At 44.7% G+C, this 19626-nt stretch carries 22 protein-coding genes; 6 read left to right on the top strand and 16 right to left on the bottom strand.

Translation table 11 applies throughout. The annotated features are described in order from the left end of the window. Nucleotides 1-66: 66 nt before the first annotated feature. The 6 genes from ACOV1R_RS06545 to ACOV1R_RS06520 form a co-directional block, all read right to left on the bottom strand. The gene (locus tag ACOV1R_RS06545) at nt 67-891 is read right to left on the bottom strand and encodes a PRD domain-containing protein (RefSeq protein WP_128485071.1); all 825 of its coding nucleotides are present in this window, start codon (nt 889-891) and stop codon (nt 67-69) included. A 25-nt stretch (nt 892-916) separates the two neighbouring features. Then, entirely contained in the window at nt 917-1408 is a 492-nt protein-coding gene (locus ACOV1R_RS06540; protein WP_011101189.1) for a PTS sugar transporter subunit IIA, read from the bottom strand. A gap of 264 nt (nt 1409-1672) precedes the next feature. After that, nucleotides 1673-2326 carry an amino acid ABC transporter permease gene (locus ACOV1R_RS06535; RefSeq protein WP_003641128.1) on the bottom strand — a complete coding sequence of 218 codons (654 nt, stop codon included), beginning with the start codon at nt 2324-2326 and terminating at the stop codon, nt 1673-1675. Nucleotides 2327-2342: 16 nt separating this feature from the next. Further along, entirely contained in the window at nt 2343-2984 is a 642-nt protein-coding gene (locus ACOV1R_RS06530) for an amino acid ABC transporter permease (protein WP_003644017.1), read from the bottom strand. Beyond that, nucleotides 2984-3820 carry a transporter substrate-binding domain-containing protein gene (locus ACOV1R_RS06525; protein ID WP_003641126.1) on the bottom strand — a complete coding sequence of 279 codons (837 nt, stop codon included), beginning with the start codon at nt 3818-3820 and terminating at the stop codon, nt 2984-2986. The genes ACOV1R_RS06530 and ACOV1R_RS06525 overlap by 1 nt, the downstream gene beginning before the upstream one ends. Nucleotides 3821-3840: 20 nt before the next feature. Further along, a complete protein-coding gene (locus tag ACOV1R_RS06520; RefSeq protein ID WP_003641125.1) occupies nt 3841-4581 on the bottom strand; it encodes an amino acid ABC transporter ATP-binding protein in 741 nt (246 codons plus the stop codon). A gap of 532 nt (nt 4582-5113) precedes the next feature. Between ACOV1R_RS06520 and ACOV1R_RS06515 the strand changes: the two genes are divergently transcribed. Continuing rightward, complete coding sequence (locus ACOV1R_RS06515; protein ID WP_054518993.1) at nt 5114-5365, top strand: hypothetical protein; 252 nt, start codon at nt 5114-5116, stop codon at nt 5363-5365. 233 nt (nt 5366-5598) lie between these two features. On the opposite strand, the gene ACOV1R_RS06510 is transcribed toward ACOV1R_RS06515, so the two are convergent. Next, on the bottom strand, nt 5599-6591 hold the full coding sequence (locus tag ACOV1R_RS06510; protein WP_013355278.1) for a D-2-hydroxyacid dehydrogenase: 993 nt from the start codon (nt 6589-6591) through the stop codon (nt 5599-5601). Between the two features lie 2 nt (nt 6592-6593). After that, a complete protein-coding gene (locus ACOV1R_RS06505; protein ID WP_072539808.1) occupies nt 6594-7784 on the bottom strand; it encodes an aminotransferase class I/II-fold pyridoxal phosphate-dependent enzyme in 1191 nt (396 codons plus the stop codon). Between the two features lie 405 nt (nt 7785-8189). Between ACOV1R_RS06505 and ACOV1R_RS06500 the strand changes: the two genes are divergently transcribed. Then, nucleotides 8190-8816 carry an HAD family hydrolase gene (locus ACOV1R_RS06500; RefSeq protein WP_217203142.1) on the top strand — a complete coding sequence of 209 codons (627 nt, stop codon included), beginning with the start codon at nt 8190-8192 and terminating at the stop codon, nt 8814-8816. A 155-nt stretch (nt 8817-8971) separates the two neighbouring features. Here the strand turns inward: ACOV1R_RS06500 and ACOV1R_RS06495 are convergent, their stop codons facing one another. From ACOV1R_RS06495 to ACOV1R_RS06480, 4 genes are all read right to left on the bottom strand, one after another. Next, a complete protein-coding gene (locus ACOV1R_RS06495) occupies nt 8972-9790 on the bottom strand; it encodes a DUF6681 family protein (RefSeq protein WP_003641118.1) in 819 nt (272 codons plus the stop codon). 3 nt (nt 9791-9793) lie between these two features. Beyond that, the gene (locus ACOV1R_RS06490; protein ID WP_003641117.1) at nt 9794-10303 is read right to left on the bottom strand and encodes a hypothetical protein; all 510 of its coding nucleotides are present in this window, start codon (nt 10301-10303) and stop codon (nt 9794-9796) included. Nucleotides 10304-10444: 141 nt separating this feature from the next. Then, nucleotides 10445-10888, bottom strand: coding sequence for a Fur family transcriptional regulator (locus ACOV1R_RS06485; RefSeq protein ID WP_003641116.1), 444 nt, complete (start codon nt 10886-10888; stop codon nt 10445-10447). 110 nt (nt 10889-10998) lie between these two features. After that, the gene (locus tag ACOV1R_RS06480; protein WP_003645788.1) at nt 10999-11580 is read right to left on the bottom strand and encodes a guanylate kinase; all 582 of its coding nucleotides are present in this window, start codon (nt 11578-11580) and stop codon (nt 10999-11001) included. Between the two features lie 150 nt (nt 11581-11730). Between ACOV1R_RS06480 and ACOV1R_RS06475 the strand changes: the two genes are divergently transcribed. Next, nucleotides 11731-11880 (top strand): hypothetical protein, encoded by a 150-nt coding sequence (locus tag ACOV1R_RS06475; protein WP_003641114.1) that lies wholly within the window; start codon nt 11731-11733, stop codon nt 11878-11880. Nucleotides 11881-11956: 76 nt separating this feature from the next. On the opposite strand, the gene ACOV1R_RS06470 is transcribed toward ACOV1R_RS06475, so the two are convergent. From ACOV1R_RS06470 to ACOV1R_RS06460, 3 genes are all read right to left on the bottom strand, one after another. Further along, nucleotides 11957-12376 (bottom strand): bis(5'-nucleosyl)-tetraphosphatase, encoded by a 420-nt coding sequence (locus tag ACOV1R_RS06470; RefSeq protein WP_003644009.1) that lies wholly within the window; start codon nt 12374-12376, stop codon nt 11957-11959. 53 nt (nt 12377-12429) lie between these two features. Then, on the bottom strand, nt 12430-13248 hold the full coding sequence (locus ACOV1R_RS06465) for a PfkB family carbohydrate kinase (RefSeq protein WP_003645789.1): 819 nt from the start codon (nt 13246-13248) through the stop codon (nt 12430-12432). Nucleotides 13249-13612: 364 nt separating this feature from the next. Beyond that, nucleotides 13613-14086 (bottom strand): AP2 domain-containing protein, encoded by a 474-nt coding sequence (locus ACOV1R_RS06460; protein WP_003641111.1) that lies wholly within the window; start codon nt 14084-14086, stop codon nt 13613-13615. A gap of 505 nt (nt 14087-14591) precedes the next feature. Between ACOV1R_RS06460 and ACOV1R_RS06455 the strand changes: the two genes are divergently transcribed. Together ACOV1R_RS06455 and ACOV1R_RS06450 are read left to right on the top strand one after the other, a co-directional pair. Then, nucleotides 14592-15989: an amino acid permease gene (locus ACOV1R_RS06455; protein ID WP_217203140.1), complete on the top strand. Its 1398-nt coding sequence runs from the start codon at nt 14592-14594 to the stop codon at nt 15987-15989. Nucleotides 15990-16139: 150 nt separating this feature from the next. Beyond that, the gene (locus ACOV1R_RS06450) at nt 16140-16442 is read left to right on the top strand and encodes a hypothetical protein (RefSeq protein ID WP_003641109.1); all 303 of its coding nucleotides are present in this window, start codon (nt 16140-16142) and stop codon (nt 16440-16442) included. Nucleotides 16443-16559: 117 nt separating this feature from the next. On the opposite strand, the gene ACOV1R_RS06445 is transcribed toward ACOV1R_RS06450, so the two are convergent. Next, entirely contained in the window at nt 16560-16979 is a 420-nt protein-coding gene (locus ACOV1R_RS06445) for an OsmC family protein (RefSeq protein WP_128485074.1), read from the bottom strand. A 119-nt stretch (nt 16980-17098) separates the two neighbouring features. Here ACOV1R_RS06445 and ACOV1R_RS06440 point away from each other — a divergent pair, with 119 nt between their 5' ends. Further along, nucleotides 17099-19540 carry a Xaa-Pro dipeptidyl-peptidase gene (locus ACOV1R_RS06440; protein ID WP_053267358.1) on the top strand — a complete coding sequence of 814 codons (2442 nt, stop codon included), beginning with the start codon at nt 17099-17101 and terminating at the stop codon, nt 19538-19540. Nucleotides 19541-19626: the final 86 nt, after the last annotated feature.

The raw sequence follows: 19626 nt of genomic DNA, 5'->3' as shown, positions 1-19626 counted from the left end.
TATTTGGTTGGAATTAGCTACTACCATTGTAAGTGATTGCTTTGGGCTTTTTAATTTCTGTTCGGATTAATTATAGAATTTGCCAACATATATCATTAGGTAGAAAAGTTCATCATCATTACTATTAGTATCAAGTTGACTATCAACGCAGTCTGCAATTCGCTTTGCTACCAAGTAAATTTCAGGCTCATCATGCCTCATCGTATTGAATAATTTAGAATTATCATTTTCAGAAATTTGCTCATGTTTCTTCATCCGTTTAATGTAATAACGTAAATGCATGACAAACCGGTTGTATGTGAATTCGGTTTGATTGATTCTAAGCTCATATTCTTGTTCAATAATTTTTGTGATGATTTTTATCATTTCATCGTCGCTATTTACACTTGAATTGGTCGCTAAATCATTAGTCTGAGAATTGACAAAATGCATGGCAATTGCTGTGACCTCTGAAACTGGTAATTGAATATTTAGCCGTCGATTAATTAACCTGACGGCGTAATACCCAACATCCGTTTCTTGTGGGTATAATTGCTCCACATCATATGAAAATGGTAACTGGGCGCTTTTATAATGGGTTAGTCGCGTTATTGCAAAGTTAATATGATCAGCTAAGCTAAAAATCATATTTGGATTCAAAATTCTTGGAATTAGTGCCTGCGCTCGCTCAACAATTGCCGCACTCAAATCAAAGATTTCAGTGGGTATTTCTTTTAGTAATTGATAATATTGATAGTTTAATTTATAAAATGTCATCGTCACTTTAGTCATATCAGTAAGCTCATACGGGACTTTTTGAAATCCTAGTCCCTTACCAAAGGCGACCAATTCTTCACCATGTTGATCAAGACAAACGACCACGTTGTTATTAATTTTCTTCACCACCCGCATTTTAATTCGCACTCCTTTACATAGTTTATGCTTGCTTTAAAACTGGTGTGCCGGCTGCTAATTGTTGATGAAGCTTACTGCCAAGTGGCACTTCGCCCGTATAACCTTCTGTAAAGACAACTATGGTGGTCATATCTAATCCCGCGGTCGCCATCGTTTGGCGATCGAGCGTCACTAATAGGGTCCCTGCTTTAACTTCTTGATTTAATTTGACGTGTGCCGTAAAGCCTCTACCATTTAAGCCAACTGTATCTAGGCCAATGTGAACCAATACAGACACGCCCCTAGTCTCATCCATGATGCCAATAGCGTGTTTACTTTCAGGTAATGCAACGATTTTCCCACTAATCGGTGCCACAACTTGATTAGTGTCCTCACTCGGCCTAATAGCAAATCCATCACCCATCATTTTCTTTGCAAACACTTCATCCATAACGGCCGTGATCGGTATACAAATACCTTCAATTGGTGTAACCACCTCGAAGACATCAACTTTCTTTCTTTTAATTCCAAACATCACTGAACCTCCTTCAATACAAAAAAACTCCTTGAGGCACCCACTTCACCCGTATATTTCAACAAGTAAAAGGTAATGCCTCAAAGAGTATGAGTTACAATCCTTAATTTCAGTTTTATAGAAAACGTTTTCATTAACTATATTATCACGCCTTCTATTTTTTGCAAGACATTTAAATATTTTTTATAAAAAAGGCCAAACAAAGCATTATTGCTTGTTTGGTCTTTTCATTAAGGAATTTCAGCCATCATCCCACCAGTTTAATTACGCTAACTTCTTATCCAACACACGTGACAGAATTGACAAGGCGTAACAAATAATGAAGTACATGACTGCGATCATTAAGAACATCGGTAAAATATACGCTGAGTTCTGACCATAAATAATTTGCGCATGGTTTAATAATTCAGGTAAGACAATAATGGTTGCCAGCGACGTATCCTTAATCAGTGAGATAAATTGACTCACAATCGTTGGGATCGTCTTCTTGATTGCTTGTGGAAAGACAATGTGCCATAACGCTTGTACATAGCTCATCCCGTTAGCCCGGGCGCCTTCCATCTGACCGTAATCAACCGCCAAAATCCCTGAACGAATGATTTCGGCTAACATGGCCGATTCAAAAATCGTCATAGCGAGGATGGCTGCGAAAATGATACCAGGCTTGAATCCCAAGTGTGGCAAGCCAAAGTAAGTAAAGAAGATAATTAAGATCAATGGCAAGTTTCGAATAATGTCAACAACAAACCCAACCACTGCCGATAAATATTTAATCTTGACGTACCGAAGCACCCCTAGGACTGAACCGATAATAAAACTGGCAATGATGGAAACGACGGACACTTCCACCGTTACCCAGAGTCCTTCGAGCAAGAACCGGATATTTATCCACGAATACGCTTGAATAAAGTTTTGCATGAATCGTCGCCCCCTTCTAGTTTGCTAATTTTTTCTCTAAGTGCCGCATGTAATAACTCAGTGGCAACGTAATGATTAAGTAAAAGACCCCTACGACCACGTAGCTATTGATCGTATCAAGCGATAGTGACGCAATTGAATTTGCTTGGTACATCAAGTCGAACCCAGCCACGAAAGCTAGGACAGAAGAGTTCTTCACCAGATTAATAAACTGGTTGCCCAACGGTGGAATGATGATTTTAAATGCCTGTGGTAAGACAATTTTACTCATTGCCTGCCAGTACGTCATCCCATTAGCACGGGCGCCTTCCATTTGTCCAGGATCAACAGATTGAATTCCGGCCCGAACCGTTTCCGCAATGAATGACGAGGTATAGATTGTTAGCCCAATTGTCCCCGCGGTAAAACCATCAATCTTGGCAACATACATTGGAATGATCACGTAGAAGAACATCGCAATAACTAACAATGGAATGTTCCGGAAAATTTCAATATAAACTCGACCAATGATGCGCATCGTACGACTTGGCAAAACTTCAAAGATAGCAAACATTGTTCCGATGATCGTACTGAATACCAAAGCAATCACACTGGATAACAACGTATATCCGAGTCCTTGAATCAGCTCTGACCAATAGTGCGTTAGAATGTATCCCATTAGCGTGACGCCTCCTTATAGTCGAAGCCGGCCACGTTACCAAACCACTTCTTCAAGATGCGGTTGTACGTCCCGTCCGCTTCAATTTCTTTGAGCGCTTTATTCAGAGCCTTTTTTAACGGTTCCTGACCCTTATTAACAGCGATCCCGTATGGTTCTTTCGTGAAGGTGCCCCCAACCACTTCGTACCCTGGGTTTTGCGACGCCATCCCGTAAAGAATCCCGTTATCAGTAGTCAACGCGACCCCCTGACCAGATTTCAACGCCGTCATTGCCTGAGCATAGTCGGATAATTCCAACACCTTAGCCTTAGGCGCTGCTTTCTTAATGTTCTCAACGGAGTTTGCACCGGTCACACCAAGGACCTTGGTGCCCGACTTATTCAAATCCTTAACTGATTTTATGGCACTGCCCTTTTTAACCAACAGTGATTGCCCCGCATCAAAGTATGAATTCGTAAAATCAACCTGTTTTTCACGTTCCGGCGTGATAGTCATCGTGGCGATAATGGCATCAATGTTCCCATTCTTCAACAATGGAATCCGCGTTTGACTCGTTACTTGGACAAACTTGGCGGTAGCATTCTTACCGAGCACCCGCTTTGTTAATGCCGTCGCAATGTCGGCGTCAAACCCCTTGATTTGATTATCTTTAACGTCCATCAACCCAAATAATTTCGTATCAGCTTTAACACCCCACGTAATCGTCTTACTAGCTTTATCATTGGTCAAAACATCCTGTTTTGCTAATGATTGCCGTGAACCGCAAGCGGTTAAGACCACCACTAGCATGGCAAGCATGCCGAGTGCGCCAATTAGTCGTTTCAGCTTCTTCATTCGTGGTCCTCCCCTACAAATTAGTGTGTAATAATTTTACTCAAGAATTGACGGGCCCGTTCATTAGACGGCTGACCATCAAAGAACTTTTCTTTAGCATCATCTTCTAAGATTTCCCCATCAGCCATGAAAATAACCCGATCGGCCACTTCACGAGCAAAGCCCATTTCGTGGGTCACAACTAACATGGTCATACTGGAGTCTTCGGCAACACTCTTCATCACGTTCAACACATCATCGATCATTTCGGGATCTAGTGCTGAGGTGGGTTCATCAAACAAGAGACACTTCGGCTTCATAGCTAAAGAACGTGCAATCGCGATTCGTTGTGATTGCCCACCAGATAATTGGCTCGGTAAGCTATTGGCCTTGTCAGCCAGACCGACACTATCTAATAAGTCCATCGCTAATTTTTTATTCTCATCTTCCGGCCGTTTCAAGACTAACCGGGGAGCAATCATGATATTTTCAAGCACCGTCTTGTTAGCGTACAAATTAAAGTGTTGGAACACCATCCCAACGTTTTTGCGAATTTTATTCATATCCGTTTTGCGGTCGGCTAAATCAAACCCATTGACTAGCAATTGACCTGACTGGACACGTTCCAAACCGTTAACGGTTCGAATCAAGGTACTCTTACCTGAGCCAGATGGTCCGATCAAAACAACTTTTTCACCTTCATTAATCGTTAAATTAATATTTTTGAGGGCGTGAAAATCACCATAATACTTTTCGACGTCGTGAAATTCGATCATTGACATTGCAGTCACCTTCGCTTTCTCTATCAGCCTGTTGACTGACGGTCTAGAATTATTGCATTAATAATTAGAGTTAAGAAATCCTTATTCTTCGTTAATGCTATTTAAATAGTTTAATACATAATTAGTAATTTTGTCAAAAAGTAGCTAAATATTGTTCGATATCCATAAAATAGTGAGAAACAGCTACACTGTTTTCAGTTAAAATAGCTGAATAGCAGCTCCAATATTGAACATTATTCGTGAAAAACCAATAATAATTCGCTTTTCTTTTTGGAACTGCCACGGCCGAATAATTTTTAGACAAAGATTTCAATAAAATTTATATTATTCTAACAACTAAACTTAACCCGCTTTTAATCATACCACTACTGAAAGCCACCGAAGCGTCCGGCGCATAATTTTCACAATTAGTGGTTTTAACTAACTGAACTTTAAAAATTGTTAACGCTTCCGCAATCATTTCTTTAATAATCACTGCTAACCTAGAACTATTAAGAAATTAATCATCTGCATTGTAACGGGAGACGATAATATGTTACTTGACCAAGCAGCTAACATGACTAACATTATAGCGGCCCAGATTATCAAAGTCTTTTATCCCTTTGTGATTGCCAAGACTGAGACGGGGGCCTACTTAAAATTGAATTTATCCACCAATGAACAACGCGATCCATTCTTCTGGGATGAGCTCCGTAGCATTCTGCAAGCTAAACTGTGGGTGCCAATCGGTAAGCACTATCACCAGTTATTAGATAATGGCTGGTTAGCCGAATCTACTAGCTAGTTAGTCACGACCAGTCAGCCGACTCAAGAGACAAATAAGCCCTCCAAGCAATATGCTTGGAAGGCTTATTTCATTGCCAGTACACCTGAAGCCCAGTCGCGGACGCACCACCAAATTAGTCCCGCTATAAGCTAGTTATCGAACAGCGAGTCGCCGAACAAGTTAACCGGTGGGGCACTTTGACCAGCCACCGTCTCCTACAGCCATACTGGTAGTAGCGGCTGACGCCATCATTAAAAGGCGTGGGCCGTCGTTTCACCATTCAGAATTGCTAAGACGTCATCCAGGCTAATATCGACCATGTTTTTGACCGCTAAATTCGTATAGAAACCCACGTGTGGCGTGATAATGACGTTGGGCATCTGCATTAATTGTGCCACGTTGGTATCTTGAAGCACCTCCCCCTGATGATTTTGGTTAAATAACGCATTTTCACCCTCAACCGTATCGAGTGCACAACCGGCGATTTCACCGGCCTTTAGCGCTGCCACAAGATCATCGGTGACAATCACTGGTCCGCGTGAGGCGTTGATAAGGTAGGCATCCGTCTTCATTAACTTCAAGGCTGCCGCATCGATCAACCCCGCAGAGGTCTCATTCAAATCCACGTGTAAATCAACGACATCCGCCTGCCGCAATAGGTCTTCCTTAGTGTCAACGTAGGTTAAAACGTCTTCGAGTTCAGGATGGCGTACCACGTCATAGGCAATCACCTTGGCACCTAACCCGTGGAAAAGTCGAGCGGCCGTGCCACCAATACGACCCGCACCAATAATACCAACGGTTAATGATCGAATTTCTCGTGCTTGCAGTCCCGCCCACTGAAAATTCTGTTGGCTGATTCGTTGATCAAACATTTCCAAGTTGCGAATCAAGCGCATGGTTTGTGCCACCGACATCTCAGCAACTGAATTAGGCGAATAGGCTGGGACGTTCGTGACCACAAGACCAGCCGCCTTGGCTGCCGGAATATCGATTGTATCCACACCAGCCGTACGACTCGTTAGTTGTTTTAACCCGGCCGCAGCTAATGATTGGTATAAGCTAGCATCACCACCAATTGGACTGCGTTGCTGAATGACCAAGCCGTCATAACCCTTGACCAGGTCGGCAGTTTCTGGATGGAATTCCAGATCATTCGTATCTACTTGAATTTGATGAGCCGCAGCCCACGCTTGAATCGCATCCTGTTCATCATCGCGAACACTATACATTAAAATTTTCATCTTTAAGCCCCCTGCTTCTTGCTGGCAACGTACGTCCTGATCCGCGTGACCGCCGTCTTAAGATCGGCCATCGAAGCGGCATAACTAATTCGAACATAGCCTTCACCACCCGGGCCGAATGAGCTACCTGGAATCAGAGCGACACGTGCTTCATGGGCTAGTTCACGGCAAAAAGCCATACTATTTTGTGGCAACCCGGCTGGAATCTTACTGAAGAGATAGAAGGCCCCTTCTGGCTTAGCTGATTGGAACCCAAGGTCATTAAGTGCATCATACAAATAATCGCGCCGTTCTTGGTACTCCCGTTTCATTACTTGGGCATCATCTAACCCATTTTTCAATGCTTCCGTCGCAGCTGCTTGAGCATTGGTCGTCGTTGAAGTCACTGTGAATTGGTGAATCTTACCCAGTTGTGCTGTGATAGCTTTCGGCGCACACATGATGCCGATTCGCCAGCCCGTCATCGCGTGCGACTTTGAGACGCCGTTAAGCAAAATAGTTTGTGTTGGTAAGTAATTTGCAATCGATTCATGAGGCTCACCATACGTCAATTCGCTATAAATTTCATCAGACAAAACAAAAATTGGTTGATCAGCTAACACTGCGGCCAGGGCTTTCAGATCATCATGCCGGTAAGTCACACCGGTTGGATTTGAAGGAAAGTTAAGGACCACCGCTTTCGTCTTGGGGTGGGCTGCTAACGTCGTTTGTAACTGGTCAGGCGATAACACGAAGCCATTGTCCGAGGTATCCATGAAGACTGGTGTTGCCCCAGCTAATTTAACGATTGCGATGTACAATGGAAAAATTGGGGTTGGAATCAGGACCTCATCCCCAGGATTAAGGATTGAAGTCAACGCTGTATAAATGCCCCCGGTCGCACCAGCTGTGATAATCACTTCGCTAGCAGGATCATAATGGACATCATACTTAGCGGCCAAGAATTCAGCGGCAGCCGTCCGCAAGGCCAACGTTCCGTTCGAGGGTGCATAGTGGCTTTCATCCGCTTCAATGCTTTCGATTGCAGCTTGTTTCACGTGCTCAGGTGTATTAAAATCCGGTTCACCGAGGGTCAAACGCACGATACCCGGAATATTTGCGATTTCAGCGTTGAACGCCAAAATATCAGACGGCTGAATCGCCGCAATTTCATGATTCATATGGTTAACAAGTGTTTCTGAATTAATTGACATAAAGATTCCTCCCAAGTTTGGCTGATCTTGTTGGTGGAAGCGGACTGGACTAGGGTCAAAAAAGCGCACCCCTTGAAATTCCAAAGGGTGCGCCACCACGCAGAAACAAACTTATTAGCCACCCTTGGAATTTTCAAACATCCATGGGCGCCGTCAAATCACAAAATACTCTTGGCAACCGCATCGATGCAAACATCGGATTCGTGTTTGCACCTCTGCAGCCGGCACAAACACTAGCGAAAATACCAAAAGTAAAAGCTAGTTCTAGATTTTAATGAATTTAACGGTAATGACATATCATTAGCTCCTCATCAATTGTTAATCTAACTATAATGGTTGTCCTAACCACTGTCAAGGACGAATTTGCTATACTGGAGTTAAATCTACTTTGGAAGGAACGATTATATGACTTACCAAGCATTAATGTTTGATATTGACGGCACGCTGACTAATAGCCAACCAGCTTACACGACGGTTATGCGTGAGGTACTTGCTACTTATGGCAAACCATTTAGTCCTGCCCAAGCGCAGAAGACTTTTCCCATGGCCGCTGAACAAGCAATGACTGAATTGGGGATTGCAGCCAGTGAGTTTGACCACTTTCAGGCCCAATACGAAGATGTCATGGCCAGCCATTATGATCAGATTGAACTTTATCCAGGCATTACCAGCCTCTTTGAACAGTTGCCGTCTGAACTAAGACTTGGAATCGTGACTTCCCAACGACGAAACGAATTAGAAAGTGGGATGCGCTCGTATCCATTCATGATGTGGATGGCTGTCACAATCAGTGCGGACGATACGCCTAAGCGCAAACCAGATCCCCTCCCCCTACTCACAGCCCTCGAAAAAGTCAACGTTGCGCCACAAAACGCACTCTTCATCGGGGATTCCGTCAGTGACGAACAAACTGCCCAGGCCGCTAACGTTGATTTTGGACTGGCAGTCTGGGGAATGGACCCTAACGCCGACCATCAAAAAGTGGCCCACCGCTTCCAAAAGCCATTAGACATTTTAGCGCTTTTTAAATAGCCATACCGACAAAACAACCGTTTCGAGCCACTGCTCAAAACGGTTGTTTTGTGTTTAGATTCAATTTGGCTACCGAAACGTGCTTCCAAAGGCAGTTTGCTCCGCTTAACAATAAAACGGTGATGCTCACAAACTAACCGCCCTTGGAAGCACTCTTAATCTTCTCTTCCCTCATACGCAACCTGCGCGGTTACCTGGTAATCGCCCGGTTGCTCGATAGCTGACGTTCGGCCCGCAATCTTGCTCATACCCCCTGTGATTACCGTGGAGGCCAAATACAACTTATAATCCTCATGCGCATCATGAACATCGGTCAAGCCGACCTTAGTAATATGCCCAACCGGGGATTGGTCCATCTGATTAATTCCGGCGTAAATAACTAGCCGGTGATTCTCCAACTTTAACTGTGAGAAAGGAATTTGAATGCCTTGCCCAATCGCATAAACGGGTTCACCCGTTGCCTGCGCCTGCTGAATGATGGCATCATCAGTTAAGCCACCGTAATCTAATCGGACAATGTTCGCCGCTTGTAGTTGATCAACAATTTGATGCACATTCTCCTGTTCAGCACGTGAAGTCTTCACCGTGGCGGGCAACAATTCCTGCCCATCAAAAATACCGTTCGCAGGAATGTATGGTTGTTGCTGACTTTGTTGTGCTTGTTTTTCAGCTGCTAACGCTTCTTTAGGCTTACCACCCAACAATTTTTCAATACGTGGTGATAAGTCATACTTCGCAGTTTTATTAGTAAAATAATAAATGACGTTTAACGTAATGAAATAAATCAGCGCCAAGAAAACGAGCATATATAAGATGCCCCGTAACCACGCGCCATTCTGCATCAAGCGAATTGCCACATAACCGAGGTATAAATTACCCGCAATTCCAATGCCGATATAGATTTGGTTCTTAATCTTCACATTGACATTAACGTAACCCAAGGCGTGGTTGATCATATCTAAAATACTAAACATTCGTTATTCGCCCCCGTCGCTAGTAGTGGTATCCGTTGTCGACTGTGACGTTGTCGTTGTCGAGCTTGACGCGGTCGTACTTGATGACTCAGCAGCAGAGCTTTCATCATCGTCACTCGTATCAGTCGTTGAACTATTGTTATCAGTCGTACTACTATTAGTGGCACTAGAACTCGTATCATCAGCTGAACTTGATGAACTACTAGTCTTATTAGCACTGCTGCTGTCCGTATCATTCTCGTCAGTACTACTACTGGAACTACTATTCTGTTCATCATTAGATGTATCTGAACTGGATTTGTCTTTGGATTTATTCTCATCGCTACTATCATCAGCCGCTTTCTTTTTCAGACTTGCGGAACTAGCTGATGAACTTTTGACCACACTGCTAGTGGCCTTGGCGCCATTGACAGTATGGGTTGTCTTATTAACGACCACGTTAGTTGCCCCCAGTGCAAGGACAATTGAAACAATTGCAAATGGTGAAATAAATGGTGGTGTTCGATAAGCCATCGATGTCATTCCCTTCTGAGGCTTTGCCGTTATTCTTTCTAATCTATAATTAAACCATGCTCGTGTTCGGAATGCACTAATTCTATCACAAATTAAGAAACTCTTTACTCAAACAAGGCCAACAAAAAAGCCGACTCCCCGTCAGCTATTAATTGCCTGCTTTTTCGTGCAATTGGCACATAGACCGTAAATCTCGATGCGGTGACCCGTAATCGTACAACCCGGTAATTGTGCTTCATACTCGTCTAACGGACACGCTTGCAGTTCCGTCACCTTACCACAGTTTGAACAAACAAAATGGTGATGGTGTTGATGCTTGAAATCACATTGATATTTAACCAGGGTTTGATTAGCCTGGGCCTTCAATTCCAATAATCCTAACGTTTCAAACTCTTTAATATTGCGATAAATGGTATTGTGACTCATTCCTGCAAATAAGGTCCGCATGTGCTCATCAACGGCCGAAATTGCCACATAGTGGTCCTGATAGGTCACCAGATAATCTAATAATGCCTGCCGTTGCTTCGTAATTTTAAACTGATTGCGACGTAAAATTGCGACGGCTTGTTCAATTGGTGTTTCCATAATGTTGCTGCCTCCTACTGACCAGGACTTCACTAAATCATAATCATTACTATTTAGTTTAGCATACTCAAGTGTAAAAGTGAATTACGTTGACCGTCCATACGTCAGCGCTAATCTTTCGTCACAACATCATGCTGACAATATTCAGTGACCAGCTCATCTAGTTGGCGCCGCGTCGCCTGCCAATCATCATTCACGATAACATGTGCATGCCCCACTAATCCTACTGGCAAAGCCTGGTCCCGCAAATACTCATCACTAGCAACTCGCTTTTTTATCCGGCTAGGAAGATCTCCTCGCTTGGTCAAACGCTGAATTAGCGCCTCTTGATCAGCAACCTCGAGATAAATCACCACCGCTTGTTCGCCCAACTCCCGCGCATAGGTAATAGCCCCCGCCGTATCTAAGACGATACTAATCAGTGGTGACCGTTCCCAGGCTGCCGCTAGTCCTTCTCGTGAAGAACCGTATTGATTACCACTATAGGTCACGTGTTCTAAATAATGTTTCGTGGCAAAACTCGTCGGAGTTTCAAAATAATAGTCGCGCCCACTGACCTCACCTTCCCGGGGAGCCCGGGTCGTATGAGTAATCACCTGAGGAATTTGGTATTGTGACCGCAAGTAATGACTGACAGTGGTCTTACCACTCCCCGTTGGTCCCGTGATTACAAAGATCCGTTTCGTTGTCAAAGTTGATAAACCTCCATTTTTTAATTCATGTAAAGCTTTTCATTTGCGTTAGCTCGGTAAACCGAGTATAGTAACGTACCTATAAGGTTCAAATAGATGATTCACGCATCTCGTAGCAAACCAACAATTTTCAGAAGGGAGTTTTGTCATATGCAATTTCAAAAAACAAATAGCTGGTTCAGCATTGTCTTAGATACGCAACGCCAAATGTTTGTCGCAACTGACAAACTTCATCCAGAATTGTTCGCTGAAGGCGTAACAATCGAAGATGCAGTTGCAAACTTACAAACCCAGGCCTAAGCCAATCTAAAAATATTGTTTAAAAATTACTGGTACCGTTTATGCGACGGCACCAGTAATTTTTTTACAGTCAGTATTATTGTAGATGCTGCTCAATGTAGGTGTTAGCCTGATCTAACATTTGCTTTAAATTATCGTAAGTCAATCGTTCACGGGCAGCAGCATAATCAAACCAGCCAATTGCACTGATTTCAGCTTGCTGCCGCGTCACTACGACACCACTTGGGACTTCACTGACAAACAGTGTGACTTGCTTCAAATTACCATTCGGTAAGTCATATTCGGTATACGCCTTAAAATTGGTATCGAGTGTCGCTTCAATTTGAGTTTCCTCACGGATTTCACGTCGCGCCGCCTCAGCTAACGTTTCATTGCCTTCAACGTGCCCCTTCGGAAAGCCCCAAAAATCACTGGTCGCACTCTGTAATAATAAATAAGCGGGATGACCATCTTTTTGTTGATAGACGACCGCACCACTAGCTACTTCTGTACTCATGAAGTCGCACCTTCCTAATTATGAATTATGCTCTAGTATAACATGTTCCATCATCAATTGAGGGCTAAAATTGCCTGGAGCAAGTCCCCCAGTGCGACCCCTTGCCGGTCATCCGTTCGATTTTGTGCAATCGTTTCTGCTACCGCCATATTCAACCACTGATTAGCGCGCGCCAGCGTTGGTGCTAACGCGTAACCCCGGCCCAACAGTCCCGCGATTACAGCAGCTAAAGTATCACCGGTACCATTATAATGCCCCGGCAAACGTCGCGCACCACAGTATTGCACGTGCCCAGCTTCATCCAACCAGGCACAGCCAATCTGATCAGCACGTTGGACATCCGTAATGACTGCGTGGGCACCAGTTTTCAACTGTGCTTGCAGTGCTGGCAAAATAACTTCTAAATCTGGCGTCACTTGATAGGGCGCTCCCGTTAGCAATGCGGCCTCCGTCGTGTTTGGCAAAATCACATCCGCCTGTTGAATAAGCTGACACATTGCCGCGACATAGTCCTGATCAAAGCCCTGATAGAGTTGACCGAGATCGCCGAGTACTGGGTCAACAACTAATAGCGACAGCGTTTGTTGTTCTAAGTAAGTAGTTATTTGTTGGCACAGTGCGACCGAACCAACGTAGCCGATCAGGGCTTGATCAAAATGCAGTTGTGCACGGGTCCAATGCGCAAAGACCTGCGGCAGCCACGTCGATAAGTCGACAACGGCTGGTGTCCCGTACCCGCTAGTATGTGTCGATAATAAGCTTGTCGGCAGTGCTGCCACGTCATACTGCATCGCCGTTAATACGGGCAACGCTGAACTAAGTGAGATTCCACCGACTGCGGATAAATCTTCCGCCACTAACATTGTTGACAATCTTGCTACCCCCCTCTTATCTCGTATAATGCTTATTCTATCAGAACTCCGACTGACTGTAACCTCTTCGCTTCAAAAGAAAGGTTAAATCAACCACTCAAATAAGCATTGATTACTCATCACTGCAAGCCGCAACGGCATTGTCATCATTAAGCTTGATTAGTGACGACTCAAAAAGTTGAGCAGCGGATTGCCAGTCCCGTTGTTCAACTCATTAAAATTTATCATCCATCCTCATCAGACTAAGCACACATTACGTCGAAGTCCTTCGACACTTAACCGACTTCAGTTCCTTCAAATATTATCCACAATATTAGCTAGCCTACAATGTGCTAGTGAATCCTAACGTGGGCATCCAACAGTTTCAGTTATCAGATGACGTTAAATATTGCTGTTCCATGGCGTGCCGGGCCCGAACCGCATCTTCAAAATGCGCAAAATGTTTGTTTAATATGTACGTTCCTTTGTAGTAGAAGTGCGCAACCCAGGAACCTGACTGTTTGTCATAGCTCACGCCCACGACCCCACTCGTGTTACGCTTCGACTTCTTGATTGAACTCACATCTGTATGGTGATCACGAATCTTCAAATTACGCGGGTCTCCCATATGCGAAACTGCTTGCGGATTATTAAAAATATTTTGCCGACTCTGTTCCACGGCTAGACAGCCACAACTACGCGTCTTGCCGTGCCGCAAAACGTAGGAATCCACCACGCACGTCCGGCCACACTGACACTGACAAAACCAGAGCGCATTACCATTCTTGGCCCGGCCCGCTCGGTGAACAGCTATTAAGCGTCCGAAGTGCTGACCGGTAATATCAATCGCCGCTCCCATCCTAATCCCACCATTCTAAAATTAAATTTCTATTGATAACAATATTATAAGCTTTGGCGAATCTAATTAACAGTTTAATGTATTATCCGTGTGTATTCTTTGACTACCGTTCGTTATAACAAAGTATCAACTTATAAATAACAATAGTAACAGCTACCCAACCGCATATTCAGACCCGTTTCTCTTCAGCTTAGCACCGTTACCGCCGGCTTAAGTGATGACTAGTAATTCGGCCATCACAACGCTTTTTAAATCCCCACCATGACTGGTTACGCGTTATCGTCATCAAATCTATTGTCAGCACGAACATTGCCTCGACAGTCGCAATGTCACCAGCTTCTATGATGATTAACCAGCTATCTTGCTCCGTATCCCATTGAGTTATTAATAATAAAAGGCTGATTCTAATTGACTTTTAATAATCAACCACGGTATCATATTGACATGACGATTTGTCGATAATGACAACTAACTGTTACAAATAACCAAAAAGGTGGTCCATGTTATGGGGATTTTCCAGCGCATTTTCCAAAAAGAAGATTTGGAGCGCTATTTACAAGAAGATAGTCATTTTGAACGAACCCTCTCCGCAGTCGATCTGATTGCACTTGGGATTGGTGCCGTCATTGGGACCGGGATTTTCATCCTACCCGGAACGGTTGCCGCAACAAAAGCGGGACCCGGGATTATTTTATCTTTCGTTTTGGCTGCCATTGTGTGTGCCGTCGCCGCAATGTGTTACGCCGAGTTTGCTTCGGTGCTCCCAATCGCCGGTTCCGCGTATTCATACGGAAACATTGTCTATGGCGAAATGATTGGTTGGATCATTGGTTGGGCTCTGGTACTCGAATACGTCCTAGCCGTTGCGACCGTTGCCGTTGGGTGGGCCGCATACTTTAATTCATTCATTGCTGGTTTTGGCCTCAAGTTACCGAAAGCCATCACCGGTTCGTTTGACCCCGCCCACGGGACCTATATCAACGTGGTCGCAATTCTGATTGTCTGTCTGATTGCTTGGATTATCGATACCGGCCTAAAAACGTCAATTCGATTAAACAATATTATTGTGGTCGTAAAATTAGCAATCATTGTGTTGTTCTTATTAGTCGGCTCATTTTATGTTAAACCAAGTAACTGGACACCCTTTGCCCCATTTGGTGGGACGGGAATCCTCAAGGGCGCCGCGGTCGTCTTCTTCGCTTACTTAGGATTTGATGCTGTGTCTTCGTCGGCAGCCGAGGTTAAAAATGCCAAGCGCAACATGCCGATTGGGATCATTGGGACCCTAGTCATCTGTACCATCTTCTACATTCTCGTTTCAGGAGTGCTGACCGGGATGGTTTCGTACAAACAGTTGAACGTTGACGATGCAGTGGCGTTCGCTTTACAACTCGTCCATCAAAACTTCGTTGCCGGTATTATCTCGATTGGTGCCCTCGCCGGCATGTTCACAATGATGGTTACGATGATCTACAGTAGCTCACGGCTATTATATTCAATCGGCCGTGACGGCTTACTCCCACGTTTCTTAGGTAAAATCGATAAGCACCACGCCCCTAAAAACGCCATGTTGACGGTTACAATCGTGATTTCAATTCTTGCTGGTCTCATTCCGTTAGACCAATTGGCAAACTTGGTTAATATCGGGACATTAATTGCCTTCGCCTTCGTTTCTTTTGGAATTTTGCTACTACGGCGTAATCCCAAGCTCAACGCGATCAAGGGCTTCCGCGTGCCACTTTACCCGGTTCTCCCAATTATTTCTGGCTTGCTGTGCCTGTTCATGATGACCCAGCTATCCATGGAAACTTGGCTGGCATCCCTAGTCTGGTTCCTCCTTGGTCTCATCATTTACTTTGGCTATGGCATTCGGCATAGTCGCATGAATAAAGCTGATGAGTAACAATCTAGATTTGTACTAACTAAAAGCGCCCATCTCAAGTGATCGATCAACTTGAGATGGGCGCTTTAACTATTGTCAGCCAGCTAACGATGACAACGATTACATTTTAAGGTATGATAATGATACTTAATTAAGGAGCGTGGTTTAATCATGTTAACACCTAAAACGATCCATGACGACCTTCATGAGCATCATACCCAGGTCGTTCAACTATTCAGTAAGCATCCCTGGCTCATTCCCGCCACAACCTTATTACACATTATTCCAGTTGTCGTCGGCATCAACGGCTTTTGGAAATCGCGAGCACTAAGCAAGCAGCTCAAAATCGAACGCGAAAAAACGAAGCAACTTGCCCTACAACAGGTCGATAAAGTTCAGTCAGCGGTTACTAATCATCACTGTCAGCACCCAAGCTTACGCCAACTTTTCAAGCAAATTCGCAGTCATCATTAACACCAACGTGGTTCGAATTGGCAGTTTTAATCGCTGCCAACTCGAACCACGTTTTAATCAATCCCCTGACATTTTTACAAACTACGATTAATGATTACTGCGGCCATATCACAACGGTTAGGCCAATTGAATCGTCACGTTGGCTGATGGCCCAACGAGCTTGGCAACGGGACAACGCGTTTCCGCAATCGCGAGCCACCGTGCTGCCGTTTCAGCATCCACTTCCGGAATCGTGACCCGAGCATCTAGGAAAAATTGGTACCCAAAACGGTCACGCGACATCTTCACCGTAGTCACGACTTTGCTCTGATGTGTCTGGCCGTGCTCCTTTTCGATTGCCTCCAGCGTCGCGTTAAGGCATGTACTGAGCGCCAATCCGATTAATTGTTCCGGATTCGAGCCCGGCACCGCCTTAAGTGGACTAGATACGGCCACCTCAAGACCATTGGGAATATAGGCGTGTCCTTCGATGCCTTCTTCATTAACTGCTTGGGTCGTATATAAAATTGGAAAATCACTCAATCTTAGTTCCTCCATTCGATAGTTCACTTTGCAATTAACCTACCACAACATTATAAACTTGTCAGTAAGAAGCATTGGTTCTCGACTAATTAGCGGTATAATATTTCTAATAATACTTAATGGGGAATTTACTTATGAAAAATAATCAATTTGCAATCGTCCCGACTGATTCGGAAACCGCGATTGCCGAACTTACAAAAATTCATTTTATTACGCCTGATATGGACGCCCTGACGACTGTTCCAGCCGTCTACCAGGCATTGCTGGCTAAAAGCTTACCAGAAGTTCACACGGCAAGCGGCTTGACCCACAAGTTTAATAACATCATGGCAACCAGCCAGCACACTTTATCAGAATGGCTCGCCAATGCAACTATCGTGAACAATCAAGTCTTTTATAACGTGGGACTTCAGCTACTGGGCTTTCTACCTGGTCAAGATTTTGAATTGGCCGATCCATTGCTGGCGATGCGCGATATTCACTTGCCAATGGTCGGTGATAGCGCCTTTGATCGTGAAGCCCTCTATTATGCTTGGTACCTATTATTAAATACACGTGGGAATAATGGACAAACCTTGATTGAATCACTCACGACCCGGGGTTACTTTGTACCATTTTACCAATTACCTAACGATCAAAAGCCACTCTTCTTCAATGGTAAGGCCCAAGCCGTCTTTGATACCAACGCGCTCATTCGTGACGTCGTCTACGTTGAAGCGCCTTTAGATACTGACCACGACGGCCAACGGGACCTGCTCAAAATTGAAATCCTTCGGCCAGCTGAGACCGAAACCGGCTTAAAAGTTCCCGTTCTCTATACCGCTAGTCCTTATAATCAGGGCATCAACGACCAAGCTGGTGATGCTCAAATGCACAACGTAGACGTTCCCCTGACTGCAAAGGAACCGGACGAAAATACCTATGCGGATGTTGAGTTCCAGCCAACAACGGCGCAACTACCAGCCGCTCGAACCGCGACCACGACGACCGATACAGCAGAGGAGACTTTCAGCCGAGAAAAGTCCTACACGCTCAATGATTACTTTCTAGCGCGCGGTTTTGCTGTCGTCTATGCAGCTGGAATCGGTTCGATCGACTCGGATGGGCTAGCCCCTACCGGTGACGTTGATGAAACGACCTCAACAGTTGCAATTATTGAATGGTTGACTGGCAAACGCCAAGCCTTCACCAATCGTGATGGCAATATCGCTATCAAAGCTTGGTGGTGCAACGGCGCCGTTGCTATGACTGGCCGGTCTTACCTCGGTACCCTCGCAACTGCCGCTGCTACGACGGGCGTGGCTGGCCTTAAGACGATTATTTCCGAGGCCGCCATCTCAAGCTGGTACGACTATTATCGAGATAATGGCCTGGTTGTCGCTCCCGATACGTTCCAGGGCGAAGACACCGATGTTCTCGCCGCTGAGGTCTTCTCACGAAGCTTAAAAGCCGGTGACGCTCACCAGATCCAACCCGCGTTTGATCAGAAACTGGCAGAACTGACTGCCGACCAAGACCGAGCAAGCGGTAACTATAACCGTTTCTGGGATGAACGCAATTATCTCAAGAACGTTGACAAAATTAAGGCGGACATCATCATGGTTCACGGGCTCAACGACTGGAACGTTAAGCCCCGCAACGTAGCTAATTTATGGGATAAATTACAGGCAGTTCCCGTTACTAAAAAGCTCATTTTGCACCAGGGACAACATATTTATATCAATAACTTACAATCGCTCGATTTCACCGACATGATGAACTTGTGGCTAAGCCATAAATTATATGGTTTAGATAATCATGCGGAGACACTCTTGCCTAACGTCTTGGTACAAGACAACACGCAAGCCCAAACTTGGCACGGCTATGACAATTGGTGGCAAGACACAACCGACGCTTTAGATTTTAAGGTTCAGTACAAAGAATTAGTTCCTGCTGACCATACAGTTGACCAACGCGCCGCTCATTTTACTGATAAATTGCCTGACAAATTATTCGACCACTATAAGCATCATTTGGATAGTTGGCAGCGCGACCTCTTGCAAGAGGATAAGTTAAATCCGCTCTATGATCACCGCCTCTTGTTCAAGTCTTGGCAGGCACCTGAGGATCAATTATTAGTGGGTATTCCGCACGTTGCGGGCTCTGTCGCCGTTAATAAGAATTTCGGCATGTTGAGCTTTATGCTGATTGACTTCGGGGCCGCGCGCCGTTTGACTGTCAGCCCACAAATGCTGGCTGCAAAAGCGCTTGATCTAGGTTACCACTGGCGCGAAGATGATTTGAAGGACTTCAAGTTAGCGGGTGAGACGCCGTTCAAGATGATTACTAAGGGGCATCTTAACTTACAGAACCGCCACCACCCATGGCACGCAGAAGCGATTCAGCCAAATGTCTTTTATGACTTTTCTGTGGATCTCCAACCGCTGTTCCACCACTTGCTGAAGGGGCATCAACTCGGACTAGTCATTTACGCAACTGATATGAAGATGACGATTCGTGGCAATCAAGACCTACAGTACTCACTTAACTTGAACGATATTCGCTTACACGTCCCAATGAAAAAAATAACAGACTAACTAATTATGGCCTACCAACTAACCACACAACCGTTAACTGGTGGGCCTTTTGTGTACCTTCAACTTAAACAGCCACTTATCATGAC

The organism is Lactiplantibacillus sp. YT640 (assembly GCF_049745435.1).
GTDB classification, from domain to species: domain Bacteria; phylum Bacillota; class Bacilli; order Lactobacillales; family Lactobacillaceae; genus Lactiplantibacillus; species Lactiplantibacillus plantarum.
Note: the sequence above shows the minus strand (reverse complement) of the source record. Positions and strands in the feature narration are given on the sequence as shown.